19 protein-coding genes are annotated in these 24,943 nt (G+C 73.2%); 10 read left to right on the forward strand and 9 right to left on the reverse strand.

The features are described from left to right. The first annotated feature begins 134 nt into the window (after positions 1 to 134). From AC5RWQ_RS10380 to ctaD, 5 genes are all read left to right on the forward strand, one after another. Complete coding sequence (locus AC5RWQ_RS10380) at positions 135 to 1,115, forward strand: glucosyl-3-phosphoglycerate synthase (protein WP_494282711.1); 981 nt, start codon at positions 135 to 137, stop codon at positions 1,113 to 1,115. A 103-nt stretch (positions 1,116 to 1,218) separates the two neighbouring features. Further along, positions 1,219 to 2,376, forward strand: a complete 1,158-nt coding sequence (locus AC5RWQ_RS10385; RefSeq protein WP_494282515.1) for a glycosyltransferase — start codon at positions 1,219 to 1,221, stop codon at positions 2,374 to 2,376. Positions 2,377 to 2,474: 98 nt separating this feature from the next. Continuing rightward, positions 2,475 to 2,939, forward strand: coding sequence for a DUF4383 domain-containing protein (locus AC5RWQ_RS10390; protein ID WP_420884034.1), 465 nt, complete (start codon positions 2,475 to 2,477; stop codon positions 2,937 to 2,939). 92 nt (positions 2,940 to 3,031) lie between these two features. Then, positions 3,032 to 3,757, forward strand: coding sequence for an ATP-binding protein (locus AC5RWQ_RS10395; RefSeq protein WP_494282516.1), 726 nt, complete (start codon positions 3,032 to 3,034; stop codon positions 3,755 to 3,757). A gap of 88 nt (positions 3,758 to 3,845) precedes the next feature. Further along, positions 3,846 to 5,849: an aa3-type cytochrome oxidase subunit I gene (gene ctaD, locus AC5RWQ_RS10400; protein WP_494282517.1), complete on the forward strand. Its 2,004-nt coding sequence runs from the start codon at positions 3,846 to 3,848 to the stop codon at positions 5,847 to 5,849. 182 nt (positions 5,850 to 6,031) lie between these two features. Here ctaD and AC5RWQ_RS10405 read toward each other — a convergent pair whose 3' ends face one another. Continuing rightward, the gene (locus AC5RWQ_RS10405; protein ID WP_494282518.1) at positions 6,032 to 7,186 is read right to left on the reverse strand and encodes a SigB/SigF/SigG family RNA polymerase sigma factor; all 1,155 of its coding nucleotides are present in this window, start codon (positions 7,184 to 7,186) and stop codon (positions 6,032 to 6,034) included. A 283-nt stretch (positions 7,187 to 7,469) separates the two neighbouring features. Next, positions 7,470 to 8,873 carry a hypothetical protein gene (locus AC5RWQ_RS10410; RefSeq protein ID WP_494282712.1) on the reverse strand — a complete coding sequence of 468 codons (1,404 nt, stop codon included), beginning with the start codon at positions 8,871 to 8,873 and terminating at the stop codon, positions 7,470 to 7,472. Positions 8,874 to 9,074: 201 nt separating this feature from the next. On the opposite strand from AC5RWQ_RS10410, the gene AC5RWQ_RS10415 reads away from it, so the two are divergent. Further along, a complete protein-coding gene (locus AC5RWQ_RS10415) occupies positions 9,075 to 9,305 on the forward strand; it encodes a CDGSH iron-sulfur domain-containing protein (RefSeq protein WP_494282519.1) in 231 nt (76 codons plus the stop codon). 46 nt (positions 9,306 to 9,351) lie between these two features. Here AC5RWQ_RS10415 and AC5RWQ_RS10420 read toward each other — a convergent pair whose 3' ends face one another. From AC5RWQ_RS10420 to AC5RWQ_RS10430, 3 genes are read right to left on the reverse strand one after another with little or no spacing between them, the layout of a single operon-like run. Beyond that, positions 9,352 to 10,428, reverse strand: a complete 1,077-nt coding sequence (locus AC5RWQ_RS10420; RefSeq protein ID WP_494282520.1) for an iron-containing redox enzyme family protein — start codon at positions 10,426 to 10,428, stop codon at positions 9,352 to 9,354. Between the two features lie 50 nt (positions 10,429 to 10,478). Then, the gene (locus AC5RWQ_RS10425) at positions 10,479 to 12,239 is read right to left on the reverse strand and encodes a thiamine pyrophosphate-binding protein (protein WP_494282521.1); all 1,761 of its coding nucleotides are present in this window, start codon (positions 12,237 to 12,239) and stop codon (positions 10,479 to 10,481) included. Continuing rightward, positions 12,232 to 13,350 carry a baeRF2 domain-containing protein gene (locus AC5RWQ_RS10430; RefSeq protein WP_494282522.1) on the reverse strand — a complete coding sequence of 373 codons (1,119 nt, stop codon included), beginning with the start codon at positions 13,348 to 13,350 and terminating at the stop codon, positions 12,232 to 12,234. The genes AC5RWQ_RS10425 and AC5RWQ_RS10430 overlap by 8 nt, the downstream gene beginning before the upstream one ends. Positions 13,351 to 13,493: 143 nt before the next feature. Here AC5RWQ_RS10430 and AC5RWQ_RS10435 point away from each other — a divergent pair, with 143 nt between their 5' ends. Both AC5RWQ_RS10435 and AC5RWQ_RS10440 read left to right on the forward strand, forming a co-directional pair. Then, positions 13,494 to 14,048: a hypothetical protein gene (locus AC5RWQ_RS10435; RefSeq protein WP_494282523.1), complete on the forward strand. Its 555-nt coding sequence runs from the start codon at positions 13,494 to 13,496 to the stop codon at positions 14,046 to 14,048. Between the two features lie 37 nt (positions 14,049 to 14,085). Then, positions 14,086 to 14,946, forward strand: a complete 861-nt coding sequence (locus tag AC5RWQ_RS10440) for an alpha/beta fold hydrolase (protein ID WP_494282524.1) — start codon at positions 14,086 to 14,088, stop codon at positions 14,944 to 14,946. A gap of 24 nt (positions 14,947 to 14,970) precedes the next feature. Here the strand turns inward: AC5RWQ_RS10440 and AC5RWQ_RS10445 are convergent, their stop codons facing one another. Next, positions 14,971 to 15,309: a DUF3817 domain-containing protein gene (locus AC5RWQ_RS10445; RefSeq protein WP_494282525.1), complete on the reverse strand. Its 339-nt coding sequence runs from the start codon at positions 15,307 to 15,309 to the stop codon at positions 14,971 to 14,973. 163 nt (positions 15,310 to 15,472) lie between these two features. Between AC5RWQ_RS10445 and AC5RWQ_RS10450 the strand changes: the two genes are divergently transcribed. Further along, positions 15,473 to 16,951 (forward strand): glutamate-cysteine ligase family protein, encoded by a 1,479-nt coding sequence (locus AC5RWQ_RS10450; RefSeq protein WP_494282526.1) that lies wholly within the window; start codon positions 15,473 to 15,475, stop codon positions 16,949 to 16,951. A 39-nt stretch (positions 16,952 to 16,990) separates the two neighbouring features. On the opposite strand, the gene treZ is transcribed toward AC5RWQ_RS10450, so the two are convergent. Genes treZ through glgX form a run of 3 tightly spaced genes read right to left on the reverse strand, consistent with a single transcriptional unit; the run spans position 16,991 to position 23,179 of the window. Then, entirely contained in the window at positions 16,991 to 18,724 is a 1,734-nt protein-coding gene (gene treZ, locus AC5RWQ_RS10455) for a malto-oligosyltrehalose trehalohydrolase (protein ID WP_494282527.1), read from the reverse strand. Next, positions 18,721 to 21,057 carry a malto-oligosyltrehalose synthase gene (treY, locus tag AC5RWQ_RS10460; RefSeq protein ID WP_494282528.1) on the reverse strand — a complete coding sequence of 779 codons (2,337 nt, stop codon included), beginning with the start codon at positions 21,055 to 21,057 and terminating at the stop codon, positions 18,721 to 18,723. Before treY ends, treZ begins: the two co-directional genes overlap by 4 nt. A 1-nt stretch (position 21,058) precedes the next feature. After that, positions 21,059 to 23,179, reverse strand: coding sequence for a glycogen debranching protein GlgX (gene glgX, locus AC5RWQ_RS10465; RefSeq protein WP_494282529.1), 2,121 nt, complete (start codon positions 23,177 to 23,179; stop codon positions 21,059 to 21,061). A gap of 316 nt (positions 23,180 to 23,495) precedes the next feature. Here glgX and AC5RWQ_RS10470 point away from each other — a divergent pair, with 316 nt between their 5' ends. Next, a complete protein-coding gene (locus AC5RWQ_RS10470; RefSeq protein ID WP_494282530.1) occupies positions 23,496 to 24,902 on the forward strand; it encodes a glycosyltransferase family 4 protein in 1,407 nt (468 codons plus the stop codon). Positions 24,903 to 24,943: the final 41 nt, after the last annotated feature.

Here is a 24,943-nt window from a genome sequence, read left to right on the forward strand (position 1 = left end):
GTGACCTTCGTGATCAAGCTGTTAAGGATGATCCGGTTAGCGAGGGCGGGCGGATGGGAAAACCAACTCTGCGTTTTCCGCCACGATCTGGGGGTGTGCCAGTGCGGGATACAGATTCGATCGTCTCACCAGTCGTGGAGGCGTGGGCCACATATCGGACGACCTCGGCCGAGGACTGGCCGGCGCGGCGACTGATGCGCGCCAAGGGCGAGAACCGGGTCAGCGTGGTGCTACCCGCTCGCAACGAGGAGGCCACGGTCGGCGCGATCGTGGCGACCATCCGGGAACACCTGATGGACCGGGTCGCCCTGGTGGACGAGCTGATCGTGGTCGACTCCCGGTCGACCGACCGCACCGCACAGGTGGCCCGGGCCGCCGGCGCCGAGGTGGTCAGCCAGGACGCGATGACCCGCGGTCTGCCCCGCCTCACCGGCAAGGGCGACGCGCTCTGGGCCGGGCTCGCCGCCGCCGAGGGCGACATCGTCGCGTTCATCGACGCCGACCTGCGGGAATTCCGGCCACACTTCGTGACCGGCCTGCTCGGACCGTTGCTGACCGACCCGTCGGTCGACTTCGTCAAGGGCTTCTACCACCGGCCGCTCGTCGGCTCGAACAGCGTGGAGGCGGACGGCGGCGGTCGGGTGACCGAGCTGATGGCCCGTCCGCTGCTGAACCTCTTCTGGCCGGAGCTGGCGGGTTTCGTCCAGCCCCTCGCCGGCGAGTACGCCGGCCGCCGGGAGGTGCTGGCGCAGGTGCCGTTCGTCTCCGGGTACGGGGTCGAGACGGCGATGCTGATCGACCTGCTGGAGCTGGTCGGCCTGGACGCGCTCGCCCAGGTGGACCTCGGCGAGCGTAAGCACCGCCACCAGGACACCGCGGCGCTGGGCCGAATGTCCGCGCAGATCATGCACACCGCCTGGTCGCGGTTGCAGCGGCGCGGCTGGGCCAGCCCGGGCACCATGCCGGCGACCATGCTCACCCAGTTCCGCCGGGGCGGCACCGACGCGCTGCCCAACCTGGACCGGGAGATCGTGGTGAACGACGTGTCGGTGCAGGAGCGTCCGCCCCTGGCGCAGCTGCAGCACCGGGTGCCGCGGCGACGGGTGGCGGCGTGAGGCGGTCGATGAGAGCGCGGCGGTACGGCCGGCCCCCCGGGCCGGTCGCTGGCGGAGCGTGGGCGGCCGACGGGGGCCCCGCCGAGGGAAGGAACACCACACCATGAGCCTGACCGTCCTGATGAACTCCGGTCCCTGGCTGTCCGTGCCGCCCCCCGGCTACGGCGGCATCGAGAACGTCGTCGCGACCCTGGTGCCGGAGCTGCGGCGGCTCGGGGTGCGGGTGGTGCTCGCCTCGGTCGACAGCAGCACCCTCGCGGTCGACGAGAAGTTCTCCGTCTTCCCCGACGGGCAGTTCCACGCCCTGCAGCGTCCGTACAACCAGGTCTGCGGCGTATCCCAGGCCCACCTCAACGGGGTGGTCCGGCGGCTGCACTCCGGTGACGACATCGACATCGTGCACGACCACGTGGAGGCGGTCGGGCTGGCCACCATGGCGGCGATGGGCCCCGACGCCCCGCCGGTGCTGCACACCCTGCACTGGGATCTGGCCAAGCACCCCGAGCTCTACGGCAACCTGGACGCCGGCGACCGGGTCCGGGTCAACGGCGTCTCCGCCTCGCAGCTGGCCCGCGCCCCGAAGGCGCTGCGGGACCACTCGGTCGGGCACGTGTACCTGTCCACCCCGCTCGCGGTGGGCGCGGACCGCGCGCCCCGGGCGGAGAAGGGGGACTACACGATCATCCTGGGCCGGATCAACCCGGGCAAGGGACAGGACGTGGGCGCCCGGCTGGCCCAGCGGGTCGGCGTGCCGCTGGTGCTGGCCGGCCCGGTCGGGCCGTACCACCGGCCGGAGGATCTCGCCGCGGCCGGCGACGAGGCCCGGCAGAACCCGGACGTCCGGTTCTTCTACGACGAGGTGGCTCCGCACGTGGACGGCGAGCTGGTCCGCTGGGTGGGCACCGTGGCCGGGCAGGAACGCGACGACCTGCTGGCCGGGGCGAAGGCCTCGCTCTTCCCGCTGCGCTGGGAGGAGCCGGGCGGCACCGCGGTGGTCGAGTCGCTGGCGCTGGGCACCCCGGTGGTGGCGACGGCCCGCGGCTGCCTGCCGGAGCTGATCGACCACGGGCGCACCGGCCTGCTCACCACCGACGAGGAGGAGCTGGGCGACCTGCTGCTGGCGGCCAGCCTGCTCGACCCGGACGAGGCCCGGCGGGAGGCCGCCGCCCGGTTCACCCCGGCGGTGATGGCCGAGAAGTACGTCGCGCTCTACGAGAAGGTGCGGCGCGGCGCCGGCGTACGCCAGCTGCAGGCCGTCTGAGACGGCGCGTTTCCTTCGGGCCCGGACCGCACGGTCCGGGCCCGGTTTGTCTGGTCCCGGGTCGGGAAAGCGCGGAGCCCGACGGAGGGAGCAGCGCGATGGCCGGCCCGATGGCCCACTCCCGGGCCCGCCGCAACCCGGCGGACGGCCGGGCGCCGGTACGCCGGGCGGCGGCCACCGTGGGGGTGCTGTTCCTGCTGGTCGGCGTGCTCGGTTTCGTCCCCGGCATCACCACCGGATTCGCCGACCTGCGGCTGGCCGGGCACCAGTCCGGCGCGGAGCTGTTCGGGGTGTTCCAGGTGTCGGTGCTGCACAACCTGGTGCACCTGGCCTTCGGGCTGGCCGGTCTGGTGTTGTCCCGCTCCGCGTCCGGCGCCCGCGCCTACCTGTTCGGCGCCGGCGCCGCCTACCTCGTGCTGTGGCTGTACGGGCTGGCAGTGGACCAGCGCACCGGCGCCAACTTCATCCCGGTCAACGACGCGGACGGCTGGCTGCACCTGGGCCTGGGGCTGGGCATGATCGGTCTCGGCCTGCTCACCCGCAGTGACGCGAATCGCCCCTGACCAGGACGGACTATCCGGTCGGTCCGGTTTCACCCGGCTGGGGCGCGGGTAGTTCGGGGGGCAGCCAGCACGCGAGCGGAATCGAGGGACCGATGGCGAGCCGGATCAGCTGCGACGTGCACGACGAGTCTGCCGTGACCGTCGTCCGGCTTTCCGGCGCGCTCGATCTGGGCACGATGCGCACGGTGCACACGGTGCTGGACCGCTGCCTCACCCGGCAGCCGGACGCGCTGGTGGTCGACCTCGGCGGCGTCACGGTCGCCGACCGGCTGGCCCTCTCCGTCTTCGTGGCCGCCGCCCGGCAGGCCGCCGGCTGGCCGGCGGTGCCGATGGTGCTCTGCTCCCCCCCGTCCGACGCCGCCGCCTGGCTCAGCGAGTCCGCCGCCTGCCGGGTGGTGCCGGTGCACCGGGACTGCGCCGAGGCGACCCGGGTCGCCGGGCGCGACGCGCCGCGGCTGCGGGCCCGGTTGGAGCCGGTGGCGACCGCCTGCCGGCGGGCCCGCGAGCTGGTCTCGGACGCGTGTGGCCGGTGGAACGTCCCGGAGCTGGCCGGTCCCGCCTCGCTGGTGCTCAGCGAGCTGGTCGGCAATGTGGTCCGGCACGCGCACACTCCGATGCAGGTGACGCTGACCCTGCGCCGGCCGTACCTGCACGTGGCGGTCACCGACGGCAGCCGGACGGCCGCCGACGCGGCGAGTCCCGGGTTGCGCGCGGAGGGCGGTCGCGGCCTGCTGCTGGTGCGGGAGATGGCGCAGCGCTGGGGCAGTTCGCCGCTGGTCGACGGCAAGGTGGTCTGGGCACTCGTTCAGGCGAATTGACCGAAATTCTCACTCTCGCCTGGTTACATGGGCGCGGGGGCGGGTAGTCGCGCTCGTCCTTTCTGTCGTCACGACGGGGTGAGAAGCCATGCCCAGACGGGTAACCACGGAGCCCGCTCGAGACCGGGGGCCGGCGATCCTGGCGCCGGCCCGATTCGGCGGCTTCCCCGGCCCGGTCCGCAGGGCGCTTCCGGGCAACCAACTGATCAAGCTGCTCGGCACCACCGACCACAAGCAGATCGGCCTGCTCTACCTGACCACCTCCTTCTTGTTCTTCGTGGTCGCCGGGATCGAGGCGATGCTGATCCGAGCCGAACTGGCCCGGCCAGGGCTGCAGATCCTCTCCTCCGAGCAGTACAACCAACTCTTCACCACGCACGGGCTGGCGATGCTGCTGCTCTTCGCCACACCCGCGGCTCTGGGGATGGCCAACTACGTCGTCCCGATCCAGATCGGCGCCCCGGACGTCGCGTTTCCCCGGCTGAACGCGTTCGGCTACTGGCTGTTCCTGTTCGGCGGCCTGATGCTGTACGGCAGCTTCCTCACGCCGAGCGGGTCGGCCGACTTCGGGTGGACCCTCTACCCGCCGTTGAGCACGGCCGAGCACTCCCCCGGCGTCGGGGCCAACATGGTGGTGGTCGGGCTGGTCATCGGCGGTCTGGGCACCATCCTCACCGCCGTCAACCTGGTCACCACCATCGTCACGCTGCGCGCGCCCGGGATGACCATGTTCCGGATGCCGATCTTCACGTGGAACATCCTGCTCACCAGCGTCCTGGTGCTGCTGGTCTTCCCGCTCCTGGCGGCCGCGCTGCTCGCGCTCGCGTCCGACCGGATCCTGCACTCGCACGTCTTCGACGCGACCACCGGCGGGCCGATGCTGTTCCAGCATCTGTTCTGGTTCTTCGGCCATCCCGAGGTCTACATCATCGCGATCCCGTTCTTCGGGATCATCACCGAGATCATTCCGGTCTTCTCCCGCAAGCCGATCTTCGGCTACACCGGTCTGGTGCTCGCCACCATCTCGATCACCATCCTGTCGATGAGCGTCTGGGCGCACCACATGTTCGGCACCGGCCAGGTGCTGCTGCCGTTCTTCAGCGTCCTCAGCTTCCTCATCGCGGTGCCGACCGGGGTGAAGTTCTTCAACTGGATCGGCACCCTGTGGAAGGGGCAGATCACCTTCGAGACACCGATGCTGTTCGCCATCGGCTTCCTGGTCACCTTCCTGTTCGGCGGCCTCACCGGGGTGCTGCTGGCCAGCCCGCCGTTGGACTTCCACGTGACCGACACCTACTTCGTGGTGGCCCACTTCCACTACGTGCTCTTCGGCACGGTGGTGTTCGCGTTCTTCGGCGGAATCTACTTCTGGTTCCCGAAGATGACCGGCCGGCTGCTCGACGAGCGCCTGGGCAAGATCCACTTCTGGACCATGTTCCTGGGCTTTCACACCACGTTCCTGGTCCAGCACTGGCTGGGCAACGAGGGCATGCCGCGGCGCTACGCCGACTACGTGTCGACCGACGGTTTCACCACGCTGAACACGGTCTCCACCCTTGGGTCGTTCATCCTGGGCTTGTCCACGCTGTTCTTCATCTACAACGTCTGGAAGTCCTGGCGGTACGGCGCGCTGGTCACCGTGGACGACCCGTGGGGCTTCGGCAACTCCCTGGAATGGGCCACCACCTGCCCGCCCCCGCTGCGCAACTTCGACCGGATGCCGCGGATCCGGTCCGAGCGCCCCGCCTTCGACGCCAAGTACGGTCAGCTCGTCGCCGACCTCGGCCGGGACCTGCCGCAGCGCACCACCCGTCCGCCGCAGGAGTTCCGCGAGGAACTGCACCACGAACGGCACGTACCGGAGTCGCCGGCGGCCGAGGGCGCGCACGGCGCCCGGGAGGCGGTGGCCTACCAGCCGGCGCCGCAGTCCGGCGCCCGTCCGGTGGAGGTGCCGGAGCCGGAGCAGATCCGCCGGCCCAGCTTCGAGCGGACCGACGAGCCGGAGGAGAACCCGCTCGACGCCGAGGCGCAGCCGAAGGCGAACGAGCGCTGGCGGCACCCGCACAGCAAGGGCGACACCGAGGAACACTGACCCGGACGGACACGGAAGGGCCGACGCCTCGAGGCGTCGGCCCTTCCGTGTCGTGCCGTTCGCGCGGTCCGCACCGGGTCGACATCGCCGCCGACGCGGGGGCCGTCCACTGAGCCCGGGTCGGCGGTGCGGACGGCTCGACCCCGGTACGACGGCAGTCGTACCGGGGTCGGTGCAACACCTCAGGCGTCGGCCGTCGCCGGCAGGCCGGCGGCGGCGAGCGACCGGCGTACCGCCGGCTGGACCCGGGTCAGCCGCAGCGATACCCCGGTCCGCGCGGCCGCGTCCCGGCCGGCCATCAGGGCGGCGATCCCGCCGGCGTCGACCCCACCGGCGCCGTCCAGGTCGACGACCACCTCGCGGGGCTGGCCGGTCACCGCCTCCAGCATCACCTTGCGCAACTGGTCGGCGCCGTCCCGGTCGATCTCGCCACCCACCTCCACCAGCACCCGGTCGCCGGTGCGTTTCACCGCGATCCGGTTGCGGCCGGTCTCCGACTCGGCCGCCCCGTTCTGCCAGGGCGGCGGCGCGTCGGCGAGCATCGCCTGACGCAGCCAGGTCAACGCCCGGGACAGCAGCCGGGAGACGTGCATCTGGGAGATGCCGAACCGGGCGGCGATCTCCGCCTGGGTCTGGTTGCCGTAGAAGCGCATGGCCAGGATGCGCCGTTCCCGCCAGGGCAGCCGGTGCAGCAACCCGCTGACGGTGACCCGGTCGTCGACCGATTCCAACGCGTTGTCCGACTCACCGACCAGGTCGCCGAACTCCGCCGAGCTCTCCCCGCCGACCGGCGCGTTGAGCGAGGCGGGGCTGTACCCGGCGGCCGACTCCAGCGCGGCCAGGATCTCCTCCTGCGGGGTCTCCAGCCGCGCGGCCAGCTCGGCCACGGTGGGCGCCCGGGACAGCTCGCTGGTCAGCGCCGCGGTGGCCTGCCCGACCTCCAGGATCAGGTCGCGCAGCCGCCGCGGCACGTGCACCCCCCAGGTGCGGTCCCGGAAGTGCCGCTTGATCTCACCGACGATGGTGATGGCGGCGTACGCGGTGAACGAACCGCGCTCCGGGTCGTAGCGGTCGACGGCGTTGACCAGGCCGAGCCGGGCTACCTGCTCCAGGTCCTCCAGCGGCTCGCCCCGGCCCCGGTACCGTCGGGCCAGCCGACCGGCGAACGGCAGGGCGAACCGGACAAGGTCGTCCCTTGCCTCCTGCCGCCGCTCCGGTGGCAGGCCCTCGATCCGCGCGGCGTACGCCAGCGCGGCCGCGTCGAGGTCCTCCAGGCCGCGATCGTTGGTCGGCGGTGGTGGTGTGGTGGTGGTGGTTGTGGTGGTCTGTCCGAACATCCGCGCCTCCCTCAGGAAGGTCCCCCGCCCGGAATCGGAGAGCCGGTCGTGCGCGTGGTCGGGCCACGCACCGGGCCGGAAGTTGGGTCACGTGACGCGCCGGTGTCACCGGACGCGCGGGAGCGAGTGACAACTCACTGCGCAGCGTGGTCTGGCCGTCGCAGCGAGCGATGTTCCCGCTCCCCAGGTACTCAATCACGGGACCCCGGGTTCGCGAGGATGTTTCGGTGTGCCGGGTCCGACGGCCGGGCGCCGACGCGCCCGACGTCCGATTGTCACCGGATCAGGAGACCGCCAGGCCCAACGCGGCGCCGGTGTCGCGCAGCCCGGCGAGGGCGGCGCCGACCGTCAGCGGCGGCGGCACCGGCAGGTCGTACGGCTGGCCGCGGAGCACCTCGGTGGCCCGCCGGGTCGGCACCGACGCCACCGGGTAGCCCCGGGCGGCGGTCCGGTCCAACGCCCGCCGCCGCCGGCCGAAGGCCGCCACCGCCAGCCACTGCGGCAACCCGGCCAGGGCCGGTGACCGCATTCCGGGCGATTCCGGCAGCACGTCCACCGAGCTGAACGGCTCGCTGCCGGCGAGCCACCACTCCACCCCCTCGACGCTGGCCCGGGTCGCGTTCTCGCACCAGTACGGCACCAGTCCCGCCCGTACCACCTGCCACGGATCGAGCAGCCGGCCGCACTCCACCACCAACCGGTCCCCCGTCTTGCCGGCCGCCCGCAGCCACCGCCGGTACAGGTCCGCGGTGGCCGCGCTCAGCGCCCCCGGCTGCGGGAAGCGAACCTGGTGCAGGTGGCGACCGTGGCACTGGGTCCACTGCCGGACGGCGGCCGAGAAGCCCTCCTCCACCCCGTGCTCGGCGTCCTCCCGGGCGGACGAGACCTCCGGCGGCTCCCACCGGGCGCCGTCGCCGCCGGCCGAACGGAGCACCTGGCGCAGGGCGTGCGAGTCCGGGTGGAAGTCCACCGGCTGCAGCCCGCTGGACGGGCAGCCGAGTTGGAAGCTGTGCCCCCGTCCCTCGTCCAGCACGGGCCAGGTCCGGGTGTCCCGGATCAGCAGCACCGGGGCGTCCGGCTCCAGCCGGTCGGCCAGGAACCGCGCGTACGCCGCCGGCAGGGCCCGCCAGCGGGCCGTCAGCGAGACGGTGGCGCCGGCCAGCGGGCCACGGCTGGCCGGGCAGTGTACCTGGCGTACGTGCAGGTTTGGATTGCCGGCGAGCAGCCGGGCGGCGAGCGCGGCGCCGTGGTCGAGGGCGGCGCGCGGCTGGTCCACCGCGCCCCGCTTCCAGTGCGCGCTCATCTCGAAGGCGGCCGGCAGCCACGGCACGCCCAGCGCGACCGCCAGGTGCACCGCGGCGGCGTGCGGCGAGCCCAGCACCACGCCGGCGTAGCGGCGACGGGGGTACTGGTCGACGATCCAGCGGGCCACCCGCTCGGCGTCCACCTCCGCGGCCTGCGCCTCGGTGAGCGCCACCCGCCCGGCGGCCCGGGCCGCGGCCGCCCGGCGCACCGGCTCGGGCGCTGGGGCGAACCGGGACAGCGGGCTGGGGTGGCCGAGGTCGGCGCAGTCGACGCCGCGCAGCGCGCGGGCGGCCGCGGCCACCAGCACCCGGGCGGTGCTGCCGACCGCGACCACCCGGTCCCCGGCCAGGCCGGCACCCTCGGCCGTCAGCCCCTCCTGCACCTTGGGCACCGGCCCCACCTTGCCTCGTTCGCTCACCACGCGGCCCGGCTTCCCGTCCCTATGGGGTCTAAACGGGCATCCGCCACCGGGCGGGAGCAATCCTCGGGCCTGCGGCGGTACGCCGGTCCGGGATGCCAGGGGGCGGGACCGCCCATCGCACGCGGGGGTTTCGGCGGGGCCGGCACGGGCACTTCCGCACGCATGACCCCCGAGAACACCACTCCCGACGCGGCGACCATGATCACCCCGTACCAGGACGGCCCGCTGCTGGTCCGGGGCGATTTCGCCCTGGTCACCCCGGACGGACGGCCTATCGAGACGCGACGCGGCACGGTGGCGCTGTGCCGGTGCGGCAAGTCGGCGCTCAAGCCGTTCTGCGACGGCACCCACAAGGCGGTCAACTTCCGGGCCGGCACCGACCGGGAGCACTGAGCCCCCGCGACCGCAGGTCTCAGGGGCTCGGGCAGCCGAGCGCCGGTCAGGCGGCGACGGCCGCCGCGGGCGGTTCGGTGCCGAGGTCCGGTCGGGCCGACCCGGCGACCGGACGCAACGAGGACCGGCCGGCAGCCCAGCTGTCCAGCAGGCGCGCGGCGAAGAGCCGGTCCACCGCCAGCGCGGCGGCCGCGCCGAAGAGCACGTCGCCGGCGAGCGCCGGTTCGGCGCGGACCAGACCGCCGCAGAGGTCGTACGCGGCGATCTGCTCGTGTACCGCGTCCGCCTCCACGTGCTCGTCGTAGAAGCGGGTGGCGACCTCGTCCAGGCCGAGGCGGCGCAGCCCGTTACCGTACCGGCGGTTGGGCAGCGAGGAGGTCATCTCCAACGCGGCCAGGTGACCGAGGAGCGCGCCGCGCCAGCGCCGGTGCAGCCCGAACAGCGAAATCAGGTTGTTGGTGGCCAGGGTGACCGCGGGCACCCGGTCCAGGTGGGCGGCGTACCCGGTGTCCAGGCCGAGCCGGTCCATGGTGCGGCGGAACAGCTCGGCGTGCATCCGGTCCAGCCGGCCGTTGCCGTACTCGTCCATCTGGATCTCGACCAGCGCGGCCTTGGCCGGGCCGCCGATGCGCGGCAGGCCCCAACTGTGCGGGTCGGCCTCCCGCAGGTGGTAGATCGAGCGGTGGGTGACGAACTCGCGGAACTGCGCCAGCGTCGCCCGGCGTTGCATGGCGGCGGCGAGCGACGGGCCGTCGTCGGCGGCCACCACGTCGGCCAGCGCGCCCGGGACACCCCCGGGCAGCACCGCGGCCGGCGGGTCCACCAGCCGACGCAACGCGGCCTCGAAGACCCGCTCGGCCCGTGCGCGCAGGCCGAGCAGTGACGGCTGCCACTCCCAGTGCTCGTCCACCCCCCGCCAGCCGCGGTAGTGCAGCTCATAGCAGAGGAAGAGGGTGAGCTGGAGGTCCTCGTCGGTCAGCGCACCGTCGGCCGCGAACCGCGCGCCGAGCCCGGTGGGCAGGTCGTGCGGTGGCCTGCGCAATGCCGTCAGCACCGCACCGGAGATCGGGCCCCGAGGTGCCGGCAGCGGTGCGGGACCGTAGCGACGGTCGGCGTCGGACATCTGACCTCCAGCGGAACGGGTGCGGTCAGTGATGCCCGGAGGCCGGAGGGCTAAACGACGTCCTCCGCCTCCACCGCGGTGTGAGCGGCCATCGCGTGGTCCCGGATCCGTCGGGCGGCGTCGCCGTCGGCGAAGATCCCCCGCAGGTCGGCCAGGGCGGGTTCCGGCGGACGCAGCGGCACCGCCGGGTCCACCACCGCCTCCAGCACGCACGGTCGGTCGGCGGCGAACGCCTCGTCCCAGGCCGCGCCGACCAGCTCGGGCCGGTCGACCCGGACGCCGTGCAGGCCGAGCAGGCGGGCCCAGCCGGCGTACGGGACGTCGGGACGGCGTTGGCCCACCGCGGTGATCGGCCGGCCACCCCCCATGCCGGACTGGTCCCGGTTGTTGAGCACCAGCACCACCAGCCGGGGATCGGCCCACTCCTGCCACCGGTGCGCCACCGTGATCAGCTCGGCGAGCCCGTTGAGCTGCATCGCCCCGTCCCCGAGCAGGGCGACCACCGGCTCGTCCGGGCGGGCCAGCTTGGCGGCCACCGCGTACGGCAGGGAGCAGCCCATCGAGCCGAGAGTGCCGCAGAGCTGGGCGTTGACCCCCGGAGGCAGTTGCAGGTGCCGGGAGTACCAGTAGATCACCGAGCCGACGTCGACGGCGACCGCGCCGGCCCGGAACAGCCGGGGCGCGAGCTCGTGCAGCACCAGCTGCGGGTTGATCGGCTCGGCCGGCTCGGCCGCCCGGGCGGCGGCCTCCTGGCGCCAGCGGTCGACCGAGGTCTCCACGGTGGCCCGCCAGTCCCGGTTGGGCTGGTCCGGCACCCGACGCAGCAGGGCCCGCAGCGTCTCGGCGGCGTCGCCGACCAGCGGCACGTCCACCGGGTAGCGGGTGCCGATCCGCCGCCCGTCGATGTCGATCTGCACGGTGCGGGTCTGGCCCGGCATCGGGAAGTAGTCGGTCCACGGATCGTTGGTGCCGACCAGCAGCAGGGTGTCCGCGCCGCCCATCAGCTGGGCGGCGGCCACGGTGCCGACCTCGCCGAGCACGCCGGTGTGGAAGGGCAGCGCCTCGTCGAGCACCGGCTTGCCGAGCAGCGAGGTGGCCACCCCGGCGCCGAGCCGGTCGGCGAGCGCGACGATCTCGTCCTCCGCGCCCCGGGCACCCTGACCGACCAGGATCGCCACCCGGTGCCCCACGGTGAGCAGCGAAGCGGCGGCGTCCAGGTCGGCCTCGTGCGGCAGCACCCGGGCCAGCGGTTCGCCGGGGGTCGCGGTGAGGACGCCGGCCGCCTGCGGTTGCAGATCGGGTACGGCGGAGAGCTGCAACCCCCGGGGCAGCACCACGCACGTCGGGCTGCGGGTGGCCGCGGCGGTCCGCAACGCCTGGTCGAGCAGCGCCGGCACCTGCCCCGGGGAGCGGCCGTAGCGGACGAACTGGTTGCAGACGTCGCCGAAGAGCCGGCTCAGCCCGATCTCCTCGTGCGCACCGCCGAGCGGCCCGGTGATGTCCTCCCCCACGATCGCCACCACCGGCTTGCTGTCCAGCTTGGCGTCGTAGAGGCCATTGAGCAGGTGCACCGCGCTCGGGCCCTGGGTGGCCAGGCAGACGCCGATCCCACCGGTGAACTTGGCGTGCCCGGTCGCCATGAAGGCGGCGGTCTCCTCGTGCCGGGCCGGGACGAACTCCGGGTCGCCGCCGGCGGCGTCCAGCGCCTCGACCACCGGGGCGATCGCCTCGCCCGGGTAGCCGAAGACACGGGGCACCCGCCAGGCGCGCAGCCGGTCCACCACCAGGTCCGCGACGGTACGGTCAGCCATTTCCCCGCCCGGGTGTGCCGGCGTCGACGTAGCGCAGCACCGCGCCGACCCCGTCGGTCAGGTCGGGCGCCTCGTCCGGCCCGAGGACGGTCAGCTCGGCGTCGGTGCCGACCAGGGCCCGCACCAGCGCCGCGTCGGCGCGTACCCGCTGGGGGTCGCGGACCGCCGCCAGTTGGCCCGGGTCGGTGGCGATGTCGGTGGGCTGCGGGCCGATCCAGAGCTCACCGTTCGCCGACGGGTCGTCGACGATGAGCATGGTGTCGACCTGGTTGCGCTGCAGGGCGGCGACGACGGCGGCCAGGCCGGCGCCCACGTCCTCCTGCATGCCGAAGCGGTCCAGCGCGGCGCTGACGTGCTGGTCGGCGACCTCGGCGATGGTCTGCACGGTGAGGTCGTCCATCGCCGCCGGGTCGGCGCCGCCGGCCCGCTTGCCCGCGTCGGTGCGGACCACCACGTCCTGCCAGCGCTCCGGCAGCTGCGCGGCGATCATGCCGGTGGCCCGGATGTCGCCGGCGACCACCACCACCTCCGCGCCGACCTTCTCGGCCAGCTGGACGGTGGCCGCGACGGCGTCGCCGGCGTTGTGGTGCCACGCCTCCATGGCGGCCCGCTGGTAGCGGGACTGCGACCAGCCGCCCGGGCTGACCCGGCTCAGCTGGTAGCTCTCCCGGCCACTGACCTGGGCGCGGCGGGGCACCCCGCCGGCACTGACCGCCACCGCGTCGGCGCCGGTCCGGTCGGCGAGCACCCGGACCCAGGCGATCTGCTCGCCGCGCTGGGCCAGCATCGGCATGACGTGCGGCAGCGGGCTCCAGGAGGCCAGGTCGCGCAGCGGCGGGGCGGTGAGGAACTCGGAGAGCACCACCCGGCCCCGGGTCGCGAAGACGGCCAGCCCGTAGTCGCCCGGCATCGGGTCGTGGCCCCGGACCACCCGGTCCAGTGCCGCGATGGTGGGCTCGTCCGCGCCGTCGGCGGCGAGCTGCTCGGACAGCGCGCGCCAGCGCAGGTCGACGGCGGGACGCGAATCGTGGGTGTCCCGGGAGGCGTCCAGGTAGACCGAGCACCACGGCCCGGGACGGTCGTAGAGCGGGCGCAGGAAGGACAGCTGCATGCTCGACCCCTTTCCAGCTCGGCCGCCCGCTTACCCGCGTCGCCGGGGATGTCACCTCGCCGCCGGGTCGGGCGTGACCGGGGTTCATTCACGCCACCCGGGGCGATCGACCGATACCATCAGTGAACCCAACCTGACCCTCGGTGGTGATCATGGATAGCGACGTCTCCACCCGCGTCGTCCGCCCGACCCAGCGGATCCTCACCGGCCGGGTGGTCCGGCTGATGGAGGGCTACCCGCGGGAGATCGAGGTTGGCCAGCCGGTGCTGGTGGCGGTGGTGAGCGCGGCGAGCGTGGTGGGGCTGCTGATGCTGCTGCTGCGCACCCTGGTCTCCACCGGCGGCGGCGGTGGCGGCGCGCGACGCAAGTGGAAGGACCTGAAGAAGGGGCCGGAGTTCCTGGTCACCCCGCTGCGGGTCCGCGACGAGCTCGGCTGGCTCTACGAGGTGGAGCTGCACGGGCACCTGCCGCAGAGCGCCCTGCACCCGGCCGACCACGTGCAGCTGACCCTGCGCCGCCAGCCCGACGACGACCTGCCGCCCCGGGTGGAACGGATCGTCAACCTGACCACCGGGCAGCCGCTCACCCCGCGTACCGCCACCGTCTGGTCGCACCTCGGGCCGCCGCTGCTGCTCCAGGCGGTGCTCGGCGCGGTGCTGATCGCCGGCCTGGCCGCCTGCTCCGTGCTCACCGGCTGAGCGTTTCCCCCGCCTGGCGGGCGGGCACCGGAAGAGCGTGTTTCCCGGCTTCACGCTCACCGAGGTCGACGTCGGTCCGGTCCGGCTGCGGGTCCGGCACGGCGGCTCCGGGCCGCCGGTGGTGCTGCTGCACGGCCATCCGCGTACCCATGCCACCTGGCACCGGGTCGCGCCGCTGCTCGCCGACCGGCACACGGTGATCTGCCCGGACCTGCGCGGCTACGGCGGCTCGTCGAAGCCGCCCGGCGGCCCCGACCACGCCGGCTACGCCAAACGGGCGATGGCGGCCGACGTGGTGGGCCTGCTCGACGCGCTGGGGCACGAGCGGGCCGCGGTGGTGGGGCACGACCGGGGCTGCTACGTGGCGATGCGTACGGCCCTGGACCACCCGGACCGGGTCGACCGGCTCGCCGTCCTCGACGGGGTGCCCATCGGCGAGGCGCTGGCCCGGGCGGACGCCCGGTTCGCCGCCCGCTGGTGGCACTGGTTCTTCCTGGGCCAGCTCGACAAGCCGGCCGAGCGGGTGATCAACGCGGATCCGGACGCCTGGTACGGCGGCTCGCCGGAGCGGATGGGCGCCGAGGCGTACGCCGACTACCGGCGGGCCATCCAAGACCCGGCGACCGTGCATGCGATGTGCGAGGACTACCGGGCCGGGCTGGGCCCCGACCGGGCGGCGGACGACGCGGACCGGGCCGCCGGGCGGCGGATCGGCTGCCCGACGCTGTTCTGCTGGTCGGAGCGGGACGACATGGTCGAGCTGTACGGCGACCCGGCCGCGATCTGGCGGGACTGGGCACCGGACCTGCGCACCGCCTCGATCGACTCTGGCCACCACATGGCCGAGGAGGCGCCGGACGAGCTGGCCGGGGTGCTCGGCGCGTTCCTGGCCGCCTGACCGCCCCACCCGGGCGACGGTGGGTCAGCCGACGGGCGTCAAGGTGCGCCGCTGCGCGGGGTCGGTACGCAGCAGGCCGCGGCGGTGGGCCCAGCGCTCGAAGAACAGGGTGGCGAAGGGCGGCACGGCGCAGACCAGCGCCAAGAACGTGACGCCGAGCCGCCACCGGTGCAGCCGGGCGACCGCCAGCACCAGCAGCCCGTACGCGACGAAGAGCGCGCCGTGGATCGGCCCGAAGACCTGGACGCCGATCTCGTCGGCCGGCGGGCCGTACTTGACCGCCATGCCCACCAGCAGGGCCAGCCAGGAGCAGGCCTCGGCGATCGCCGCCGCCACGAACAGTCGGGTCGTCTTCTCGCGCATCGCGCCATGCTAGCCAGGCCGGCCGCCCCGCCGCTCCGAAGCGGACCCGCACGCGACGGGGATCACCCGGCCCGCCCTGGGTACGTAAAGGGTCCTTCGGGTCTTTCCCCGCCCCGCTGCCGCATGCGAGGTTAGGGAGACCAACGGTGACAGGGTGGTGACCATGGGCGAGGACGTCGGCGCGCGTACGTTCAGTCGGGAGGACCGGGCCCGCTACCGCGAAAAGGTCCGCCGTTGCCTCGACGTCTTCGCCGAGATGCTGCGCGAGTCGCGCTTCGACGTGGAACGGCCGATGACCGGCCTGGAGATCGAGCTGAACCTGGTCGGCGACGACTCGATGCCGACGATGCGCAACGCCGACGTGCTCGCCGCCGTCGCCGACCCGAGCTTCCAGACCGAGCTGGGCCAGTTCAACGTGGAGATCAACGTGGCGCCCCGCCGGCTGGCCGGCACCGGCATCGCGGAGTTCGAGCAGCACGTCCGGGCCAGCCTCAACGCCGCGGAGGAGAAGGCCCGCACGGTCGGCGCGCACATGGTGATGATCGGCGTCCTGCCCACCCTGCGCCCGGAGCACCTGACCGCCGAGACGCTGTCGGCGAACCCGCGCTACGCGCTGCTCAACGAGCAGATCTTCGCCGCCCGGGGTGAGGACCTGCGGATCTCGATCAGCGGGGTGGAGCGGCTGGCCACCAGCGCGGACACCATCACCCCCGAGGCGGCCTGCACCAGCACGCAGTTCCACCTCCAGGTCAGCCCGGCGCAGTTCGCCGACTACTGGAACGCCGCCCAGGCGATCGCCGGCATCCAGGTCGCGCTCGGCGCGAACTCGCCGTTGTTCTTCGGCCGGGAGCTGTGGCGGGAGACCCGGGTGCCGCTCTTCCAGCAGGCCACCGACACCCGGTCCGAGGAGATCAAGGCCCAGGGGGTACGCCCCCGGGTGTGGTTCGGCGAGCGCTGGATCACCAGCGTGTTCGACCTGTTCGAGGAGAACGTGCGGTACTTTCCCGCGCTGCTGCCGGTCTGCGACCCGGAGGACCCGACGGAGACGCTGCACGCCGGGGGCGTACCGAAGCTCGCCGAGCTGCGCCTGCACAACGGCACCATCTACCGGTGGAACCGCCCGGTCTACGACGTGTTCAAGGGGCGGGCGCACCTGCGGGTGGAGAACCGGGTGCTGCCGGCCGGCCCGACCGTGCTGGACACCGTGGCCAACGGCGCCTTCTACTTCGGGCTGGTCCGGGCCCTCGCCGAGTCGGACCGGCCGCTGTGGTCGCAGATGTCGTTCAGCGCCGCCGAGGAAAACTTCAACAGCTGCGCCCGGCACGGCATCGACGCGCAGGTCTTCTGGCCCGGCCTGGGCTATCTGCCGGCGACCGAGCTGGTGCTGCGCCGGCTGCTGCCGCTGGCGTACCACGGGCTGGATCGGTGGGGGGTGGACCCGGCCGAGCGGGACCGACTGCTCGGCATCATCGAGCAGCGCTGCCTGACCGGGCGCAACGGGGCGACCTGGCAGGTGGAGACCCTGCACCGGCTGGAGTCCGCCGACCACCTGGATCGGCCGGAGGCGCTGCGCGAGGTGGTCCGGCACTACGTGGACCTGATGCACAGCAACCGCCCGGTGCACGAGTGGCCGATCCCCTGACCCGCCACACCGGCGGGCGATGAACCCCGAAACGGCGATTCAGAGGGCGACGATGGCGGCGGTCTCGGCGGGCAGCTCCACCCGGTCCCGCATCACGGTGACCCCGGTGTTGGTGGCCAGCAGCACGCTGCGCACCGCCCCGGGCAGGGTGATCCGCTGCCCCTTCCCGGCCAGATTCGCCACCACCAGCGTCTCGCCGCGCCGCATGATCAGGAACTGGTCTCCATGGCGGACCTCCACCTGGCTCAGCCGCGGGTCGGAGAGATCCGGGCGGCTCTTGCGCAACGCGATCAGCCGGCGGTGGAACTCGAACATCTCGCGGTGCTCGGGCTTGTCCAGCTCGGCCCAGTCCAGTCGGGAGCGCAGGAAGGTCTGCGGGTCCTGCGGGTCCGGCACGTCGCCCTCGGGCCAGCCGTGCGCGGCGAACTCCCGCTTACGCCCGGTCGCCACCGCGGTGGCCAACTCCGGCTCCGGGTGGCTGGTGAAGAACTGCCAGGGCGTACTGGCCGCCCACTCCTCCCCCATGAACAGCATCGGGGTGAACGGGGCGGTCATCAGCAGCACCGCCCCGACTCGCAGCTGCGCGGCAGAGAGACTGGCCGAGATCCGGTCGCCGGTGGCCCGGTTGCCGATCTGGTCGTGGTTCTGCAGGTACGCCACGAACCGGTGCCCCGGGGTGCGCTGGCGGTCCACCGGCCGGCCGTGGCTGCGGTTGCGGAAGCCGGACCAGCCGCCGGCGTGGAAGAACGCGCCGGTCAGCACGTCGGTGAGGCACTCCAGCGAGCCGAAGTCGCCGTAGTAGCCCTGCCGCTCCCCGGTGAGCAGGGTGTGCAGGGCGTGATGGGCGTCGTCGTTCCACTGGGCGTGCAGGCCGAAGCCGCCGGCCTCACGCGGGGTGATCAGCTTCGGGTCGTTGAGATCGGACTCGGCGATCAGCGACAGCGGCCGGCCCAGGTGGGTGGAGAGCGCCTCCACCTCGACCGCGATCTCCTCCAGGAAGTGGGTGGCCCGGGAGTCCGGCATCGCGTGCACGGCGTCGAGCCGCAGGCCGTCGACGTGGTAGTCGCGCAGCCACATCAGCACGCTGTCGACGATGTAGCGGCGTACCCCGTCGGAGTGCGGGCCGTCGAGGTTGACCGTGCGGCCCCAGGTGTTGCTCTGCTCGGTGAGGTATGGCGCGAACATCGGCGCGTAGGCCCCGGAGGGCCCGAAATGGTTGTAGACGACGTCGAGGATCACCCCCAGCCCCTTGGCGTGGGCGGCGTCGACCAGGCGTTTCAAGCCGTCCGGGCCGCCGTACGGCTGGTGCGGTGCGTACCAGCAGACCCCGTCGTAGCCCCAGTTGTACTCGCCGTTGAAGGCGTTCACCGGCAGCAGCTCGATCAGGTCGACACCGAGGGAGACCAGGTGGTCGAGGCGGTCGATCGCCGCATCGAAGGTGCCCTCCGGGGTGAAGGTGCCGACGTGCAGCTCGTAGAGGACGCTGCCGGGCAGCTGCCGGCCGGTCCAGCCCTGGTCGGTCCAGTCAAAGGCGCTGTGGTCGTAGACCCGGCTGGGGCCGTGCACGCCCGCCGGCTGCCAGGCCGAGCGGGGGTCGGGCAGGGCCCGGTCGTTGTCGTCGAGGAGGAAGGCGTAGTCGGTGCCGGGGCCGGCGCCGGGCACCTCGACCCGCCACCAGCCACCCGGGGCGGGGCGCATCTCGTGGTCGGCGACGCCGGGCAGGCGCAGCCGGACCCGGGCGACGTCGGGCGCCCACACCGTGAACTCGGTCATGCGGCAGCCTCCACGGAGTCGGTGGGAGCCAGCAGGGCGACGGGATAGGTGCTCAGCAGATCATCGAGGAGCAGCTCAGAGCCACTGTAGACCCGACCGGTGAACACGTCCGTAACACTGTTGCCGGAAATCGATGCAGTGGTCCCCCGCCAACCACCCGAACGGATGAGGTTCAGCGGCAGCCGGGTCGCCACGGCGACCGCGCCGCCCCGGTCGAAGGTGAGCGCGTGCGGTCCGGCCGGCCCGTGCACCGGCACCGGCCGGTAGCCGGTGAACAGCTCGGGGTGGTCGCGGCGCAGCCGCAGGGTGCGGGAGACCACCAGCAGCTTGGCGGCCCCGTCGGCGGCGACCGCAGGGTGCCAGCCGCCGTCGAGCCGGGCCAGCAGCTCCCGGCGTACGGCGAAGTCGACCGGCCGGCGGTTGTCCGGGTCGACCAGGCTGTTCTCCCACAGCTCGGTGCCCTGGTAGGTGTCGGGCACCCCGGGCATGGCGAGCTGGACCAGCTTCTGCCCGAGCGAGTTGGACCAGCCGGCCGGGGTGATCTCCGCGGCGAACGCGGTGATCTCGGCGTGCAGCTCCGGGTCGTCGTACATCCGGTCGACCAGGGCGTGCAGTTCCCGCTCGAAGGCCAGGTCCGGGTCGGACCAGCTGGTCGAGTCGGCCGCCTCCCGGGCGGCCTTCTCCACGTACGCGTGCAGCCGCTCCCGTTCGACCGGCCACGCCCCGACGACGGTCTGCCAGAGCAGGTGGGCGAAGGCCGGGTCGGCCAGCGGCGCCCGGGACATCCAGTCGGTGACCTGCCCGGCCCAGCGGTCGGGCAGCTCGGAGAGGACCGCGAGCCGGGCCCGGACGTCCTCCCCGCGCTTGGTGTCGTGGGTGGACAGGGTGGTCATCGAGGCCGGCCAGCGCACCTGCCGGGCGGCGGCGAACCGGTGGAACTCCGCCGACGGCACGCCGAAGTGGGCCGGCGAGCCGCCGACCTCGTTGAGCGCGACGAACCGGCTCCACCGGTAGTAGGCGGTGTCCTCCACCCCCTTGGCCATCACCGCCCCGGTGAGCTGCGGGAAGCGCTTGGCCAGCTCGTGCTCGGAGTTTCGCAGCAGCCGGGTGACGGCGTCCAGGGTGCCGGCGAGGTCGGGGCGGCGCCGGCCGGCCTCCGCGCGCGCGGCGGCCAGGTGGCGGGCGCCCAGCGGCGGGTAGCCCCGGTAGACCGGGAAGCAGGCGGCCAGCTCGGCCAGCGCCGCCCGGGTGGACTCCCGGTCCAGCTCGGGGGCGAGGGCGGCGAGCCGGGTCAGCTCGGCGGCGAGCAGCCGGGTGGCGGCGGCCAGCTTGGTGTCGTGGGTGAGGTCCTGCCACGAGGTGTGGTGGCCGGTCAGCCGGGCGTCCAGGGCGGTGAAGTCCCCCTCGGCGCGCCCGTCGACGAAGAGCCCGCAGACCGCGGCGAGGGCGTCGTACCCGGTGGTGCCCTGCACCGGCCAGTCCGGCAGCTCCTCGCCGTACTCCAGGATCTTCTCCACCACCAGCCAGGCGTCGGGCGCGGCCGCGCGCAGCCGGGCCAGGTAGCCGGTGGGGTCGCGCAGGCCGTCCGGGTGGTCGACCCGGATGCCGTCGAGCTCACCCTCGGCGGCCCAGCGCAGGATCTCCGCGTGGGTCGCCCGGAACACCTCCGGGTCCTCCACCCGCAGGCCGGCGAGGTCCGACACGGCGAAGAACCGGCGGTACGTCAGCTCGGCGTCGCCGCGCCGCCAGGAGACCAGCTCGTACTGCTGCCGGTCGTGCACCTCGCGCGGGTTGCCGTCGGCGGTGCCGTCGGCGATCGGGAAGCGGTGCTCGTGGTAGCGCAGCTCCCCGTCGACGATCTTGAGGTCGTCCAGCGCGTCGGGGGTGTCGGCGAGCACCGGCAGCAGCAGCCGGCCGCGGTCCCAGTCGATGTCGAACCAGTTCGCGTACGCCGAGGAGCGGCCCCGGCGCAGCACGTCCCACCAGGCCGGGTTGGCCGCCGGCTGGGCGACCCCGGCGTGGTTGGGCACGATGTCGACGACCAGGCCGAGCCCGGCCGCGCGCAGCGCGCGGACCAGTCGCTGCCGGCCGGCCTCGCCGCCCAGCTCCGGGTTGACCGCGCGGTGGTCGACCACGTCGTAGCCGTGCGCGGAGCCGGGCGTGGCGGTGAGCAGGGGCGCGCTGTAGAGGTGGGTGGCGCCTAGGTCCGCCAGGTAGCCGGCGAGGCCGGCGGTGGCGTCCAGGTCGAACCCGGGCCGGACCTGGACGCGGTAGGTCGACCCCACCCGCGTCGTCGGTTCCGCGGTCACGTGGGGTCGGGGGGCTTCGGGCATCTCAGATCGTCCTCTCCAGGACCACCAGGGAGCGGTCCGGCACGCAGATCGCGCCGCCCGCCTCGACGATCGCCGTCTTCTCCGGTTCCGGTTCCGCGGTGCTGATGACCAGCTCCCACCGCTGCCCGAACTCGCCGCCGGGCACGATGAAGTCCAGCGCCGCGTCGTGGGCGTTGAAGCAGAGCAGGAAGGAGTTGTCCTGGTGGCGCTGGCCGTACTGGCCGCGCTCGGGGATGCCGTCGCCGTTGACGAACAGCGCCACCGACCGGCCGAAGTCGTTGCCCCAGTCCTCGCCGGTCATCTCCCGGCCGTCCGGGGTGTACCAGGCGAGGTCGGGCACGCCGGACCCGGCGGCCCGGCCGCCCACCGGCAGGCCGGTGAAGAAGCGGCGGCGGCGGAAGACCTGGTGCCGCATCCGGAACCCGGTCAGCCGCCGGACGAAGTCGAGCAGCTCGGTGTCGGCGTGCTCCCAGTCGACCCAGGCCAGTTCGCTGTCCTGGCAGTAGGCGTTGTTGTTGCCGCGCTGACTGCGCCCCAGCTCGTCGCCGTGGCCGATCATCGGCACGCCCTGGGAGAGAATCAGCGTGGCCAGGAAGTTGCGCCGCTGGCGGGCCCGCAGGGCCAGCACGCCCGGGTCGTCGGTCTCCCCCTCGACGCCGCAGTTCCAGGACCGGTTGTGGCTCTCGCCGTCGCGGTTCTCCTCCCCGTTGGCCTCGTTGTGCTTGTCGTTGTACGACACCAGGTCGTTGAGGGTGAACCCGTCGTGGCAGGTGACGAAGTTGATGCTGTGGAACGGCCGGCGGCCGTCGTCCTGGTAGAGGTCGGCGGAGCCGGAGATCCGGGAGGCGAACTCGGCCAGGGTGGCGGGCTCGCCGCGCCAGAAGTCCCGCACGGTGTCGCGGTACTTGCCGTTCCACTCCGTCCACAGCGGCGGGAAGTTGCCCACCTGGTAGCCGCCGGGGCCGACGTCCCACGGCTCGGCGATCAGCTTGACCTGGCTGACCACCGGGTCCTGCTGGACCACCTCGAAGAAGGTGGAGAGGCGGTCGACCTCGTAGAACTCGCGGGCCAGGGTGGCCGCGAGGTCGAACCGGAAGCCGTCGACGTGCATCTCGGTCACCCAGTAGCGCAGCGAGTCCATGATCAGCTGGAGCGAGTGCGGGCTGCGCACGTTGAGGCTGTTGCCGGTGCCGGTGTAGTCGACGAAGTAGCGCCGGTCCTCCTCGCTCAGCCGGTAGTAGCTCGGCGCGTCGACGCCCTTGAAGCTCAGCGTCGGGCCGAGGTGGTTGCCCTCCGCGGTGTGGTTGTAGACCACGTCGAGGATCACCTCGATGCCGGCGGCGTGCAGCGCCTTGACCATGCCGCGGAACTCCTGCACCTGCTGGCCGAGCCGGCCCAGCGCGGAGTAGCCGTGGTGCGGGGCGAAGAAGCCGATGGTGTTGTAGCCCCAGTAGTTGCGCAGCCCCAGGTCGGCCAGGCGGTGGTCGTGCACGAACTCGTGCACCGGCATCAGCTCGACCGCGGTCACCCCGAGCGTCTTGAAGTGCTCGATCATCACCGGCGAGCCGATGGCCGCGTACGTCCCGCGCAGCTCCTCCGGGATGCCCGGGTGCCGCATGGTCAGCCCGCGCACGTGCGTCTCGTAGATCACGGAGTGGTGGTACGGGGTGCGCGGCGGCCGGTCGTTGCCCCAGTCGAAGTAGGGATTGACCACCACCGACTTCGGCATGAACAGCGCCGAGTCGGTGTCGTTCATCCGGTCCGGGTCGCCGCCCACCTCGTAGTCGTAGACCGCCGGGTCCCAGGTGACGTCCCCGTCGACCGCCTTGGCGTACGGGTCGAGCAGCAGCTTGTGCGGGTTGCAGCGCAGCCCGTTGGCCGGGTCCCACGGCCCGTGCACCCGGTAGCCGTACCGCTGGCCCGGCTCGACCCCGGGGATGTAGGCGTGCCAGACGTGCGCGTCGACCTCGCGCAACTCGACCCGCCGCTCGGCGCCGGTGTCCCACTCGTCGAAGAGGCAGAGCTCGATCCGCTCGGCCACCTCGGAGAAGATGGCGAAGTTGGTGCCCATCCCGTCGTAGGTGGCCCCGAGGGGGTAACGCTCACCCGGCCAGACCTGCATGTCGCTCCTTCGGCACCTGATCGTGAGCGCACCGGACGGGCGGGCCGCCGGTGCGCACGCCGCTAATGCCCCGCGGCCGTGGCGGCCAATCCATCCGAACGGGGGACATCCGATATCCACCCACCTGAGACCCGCTGGACCTTTGGGTGTCCTCCGTCACGATAGGCCGTTTCGAGATGCGCCGCGGCGCGCGATGCCCTTTGCTTTATGCGGACGCGCCCGCGGGCGGGCCCACTCGGCCTTCGGCCACCCCCACCACCTCCTTTCCGCCGCCACCGTTGCCGGCGCGATCCTTCGTGCATGGACGGAGATTGATGTGACCACCCTGCGGGTCGGCGATCAGCTCGCTACCGCCCCGGACCGGCCCTGCCGGCCCACCCCCACCTCCTGGTCCCAGGTACCGCAGCAGGGCGGCGGCGCCGGGGTGCCCCCGCAGACCCGGCGCATCCTGATGCTGTCCTGGGAGTACCCGCCGGTGCTGGTCGGCGGGCTCGGCCGGCACGTGCACGCGCTGTCGGTCGCGCTGGCAGCCGCCGGGCACGAGGTCACCGTGGTCACCCGGCACACCGAGGGTGCGCCGCTGGAGGAGTACGCCGACGGGGTGCGCGTGGTCCGCGCCGCCGAGGACCCGGTGGCCTTCCCGCTGGCCACCGAGTCGCTGCTGGCCTGGACGATGGCGTTCAACCACACGCTGACCCGGGCCGCGCTGCGGGCCGCCCAGTCCGGCTCGTACGACGTGATCCACGCCCACGACTGGCTGGTCGCGCACACCGCGATGACCCTGCGCGACCACCTGGACGTGCCGCTGGTCAGCACGATCCACGCCACCGAGGCCGGCCGGCACCAGGGCTGGCTGCCGGAGGAGATGAACCGCACCATCCACGGCGTCGAGCACTGGCTGGCCGGCGAGTCCGGCCGGGTGATCGTCTGCTCCGGGTACATGCGCGACGAGGTGGGCGCGCTGTTCGGGGTGCCCGCCGGCCGGGTCGACGTGGTGCCCAACGGCGTCGAGCCGCACCGCTGGAAGGTGCCGGCCTCGGCGGTCACCTCGGCCCGGGCCCGGTTCGCCGGGGACGGTCCGCTGGTCACCTTCGCCGGCCGGCTGGTCTACGAGAAGGGCGTGCAGCACCTGCTCGCCGGCCTGCCCCGGCTGCGCGAGCGGCACCCCGGGCTGCGCGCGGTGATCGTGGGCGACGGGCCGTACAAGGCGGCCCTGGAGGCCGAGGTGCACCGGCTCGGACTCGGCGGGGCGGTGAGCATGCCGGGTTTCCTCGGCGGCACCGACCTGCCCGCCGTGATGGCCGCCTCGGACTGCTTCGCCGTACCGAGCATCTACGAGCCGTTCGGCATGGTGGCGCTCGAAGGGGCCGCTGCCGGGGCGCCGCTGGCGGTGTCCCACACCGGCGGCCTCGCCGAGATCGTCGAGCCGGGCGTCACCGGGATGACCTTCGCCCCGCAGGACCCCGACGGGCTCACCGAGGCCGTCGACGCGCTGCTGTCGGACCGGGATCGGGCCCGGGTGCTCGCCCGCCGGGCCCGGTTGATGGTGCACGAGCAGTACGGCTGGTCGGCGATCGCGCACCGGACGGCGTCGGCGTACGCGGCGGCGATCGCCGGGGACACGGCGTTCACCGCGCAGCGCGCCGAGCTGCGGATGACGCTGGGCCGGATGACCGCTCCCACCCCGCAGGGGAACCTGCTGGCCGCCGCCGGGCTGCGCTGAGTCGTACGCGAAAGGCCGCCGACCCCTCGCGGGGCCGGCGG

The organism is Micromonospora sp. BS32 (genome assembly GCF_059089345.1).

Coding starts and splice junctions, on each gene's coding strand:
- AC5RWQ_RS10385 (WP_494282515.1), top strand. CDS start 1,219: ATGAGCCTGACCGTCCTGATGAACTCCGGTCCCTGGCTGTCCGTGCCG.
- AC5RWQ_RS10390 (WP_420884034.1), top strand. CDS start 2,475: ATGGCCGGCCCGATGGCCCACTCCCGGGCCCGCCGCAACCCGGCGGAC.
- AC5RWQ_RS10395 (WP_494282516.1), top strand. CDS start 3,032: ATGGCGAGCCGGATCAGCTGCGACGTGCACGACGAGTCTGCCGTGACC.
- ctaD (WP_494282517.1), top strand. CDS start 3,846: ATGCCCAGACGGGTAACCACGGAGCCCGCTCGAGACCGGGGGCCGGCG.
- AC5RWQ_RS10405 (WP_494282518.1), bottom strand. CDS start 7,186: ATGTTCGGACAGACCACCACAACCACCACCACCACACCACCACCGCCG.
- AC5RWQ_RS10415 (WP_494282519.1), top strand. CDS start 9,075: ATGACCCCCGAGAACACCACTCCCGACGCGGCGACCATGATCACCCCG.
- AC5RWQ_RS10420 (WP_494282520.1), bottom strand. CDS start 10,428: ATGTCCGACGCCGACCGTCGCTACGGTCCCGCACCGCTGCCGGCACCT.
- AC5RWQ_RS10425 (WP_494282521.1), bottom strand. CDS start 12,239: ATGGCTGACCGTACCGTCGCGGACCTGGTGGTGGACCGGCTGCGCGCC.
- AC5RWQ_RS10430 (WP_494282522.1), bottom strand. CDS start 13,350: ATGCAGCTGTCCTTCCTGCGCCCGCTCTACGACCGTCCCGGGCCGTGG.
- AC5RWQ_RS10445 (WP_494282525.1), bottom strand. CDS start 15,309: ATGCGCGAGAAGACGACCCGACTGTTCGTGGCGGCGGCGATCGCCGAG.
- AC5RWQ_RS10450 (WP_494282526.1), top strand. CDS start 15,473: ATGGGCGAGGACGTCGGCGCGCGTACGTTCAGTCGGGAGGACCGGGCC.
- treZ (WP_494282527.1), bottom strand. CDS start 18,724: ATGACCGAGTTCACGGTGTGGGCGCCCGACGTCGCCCGGGTCCGGCTG.
- treY (WP_494282528.1), bottom strand. CDS start 21,057: ATGCCCGAAGCCCCCCGACCCCACGTGACCGCGGAACCGACGACGCGG.
- glgX (WP_494282529.1), bottom strand. CDS start 23,179: ATGCAGGTCTGGCCGGGTGAGCGTTACCCCCTCGGGGCCACCTACGAC.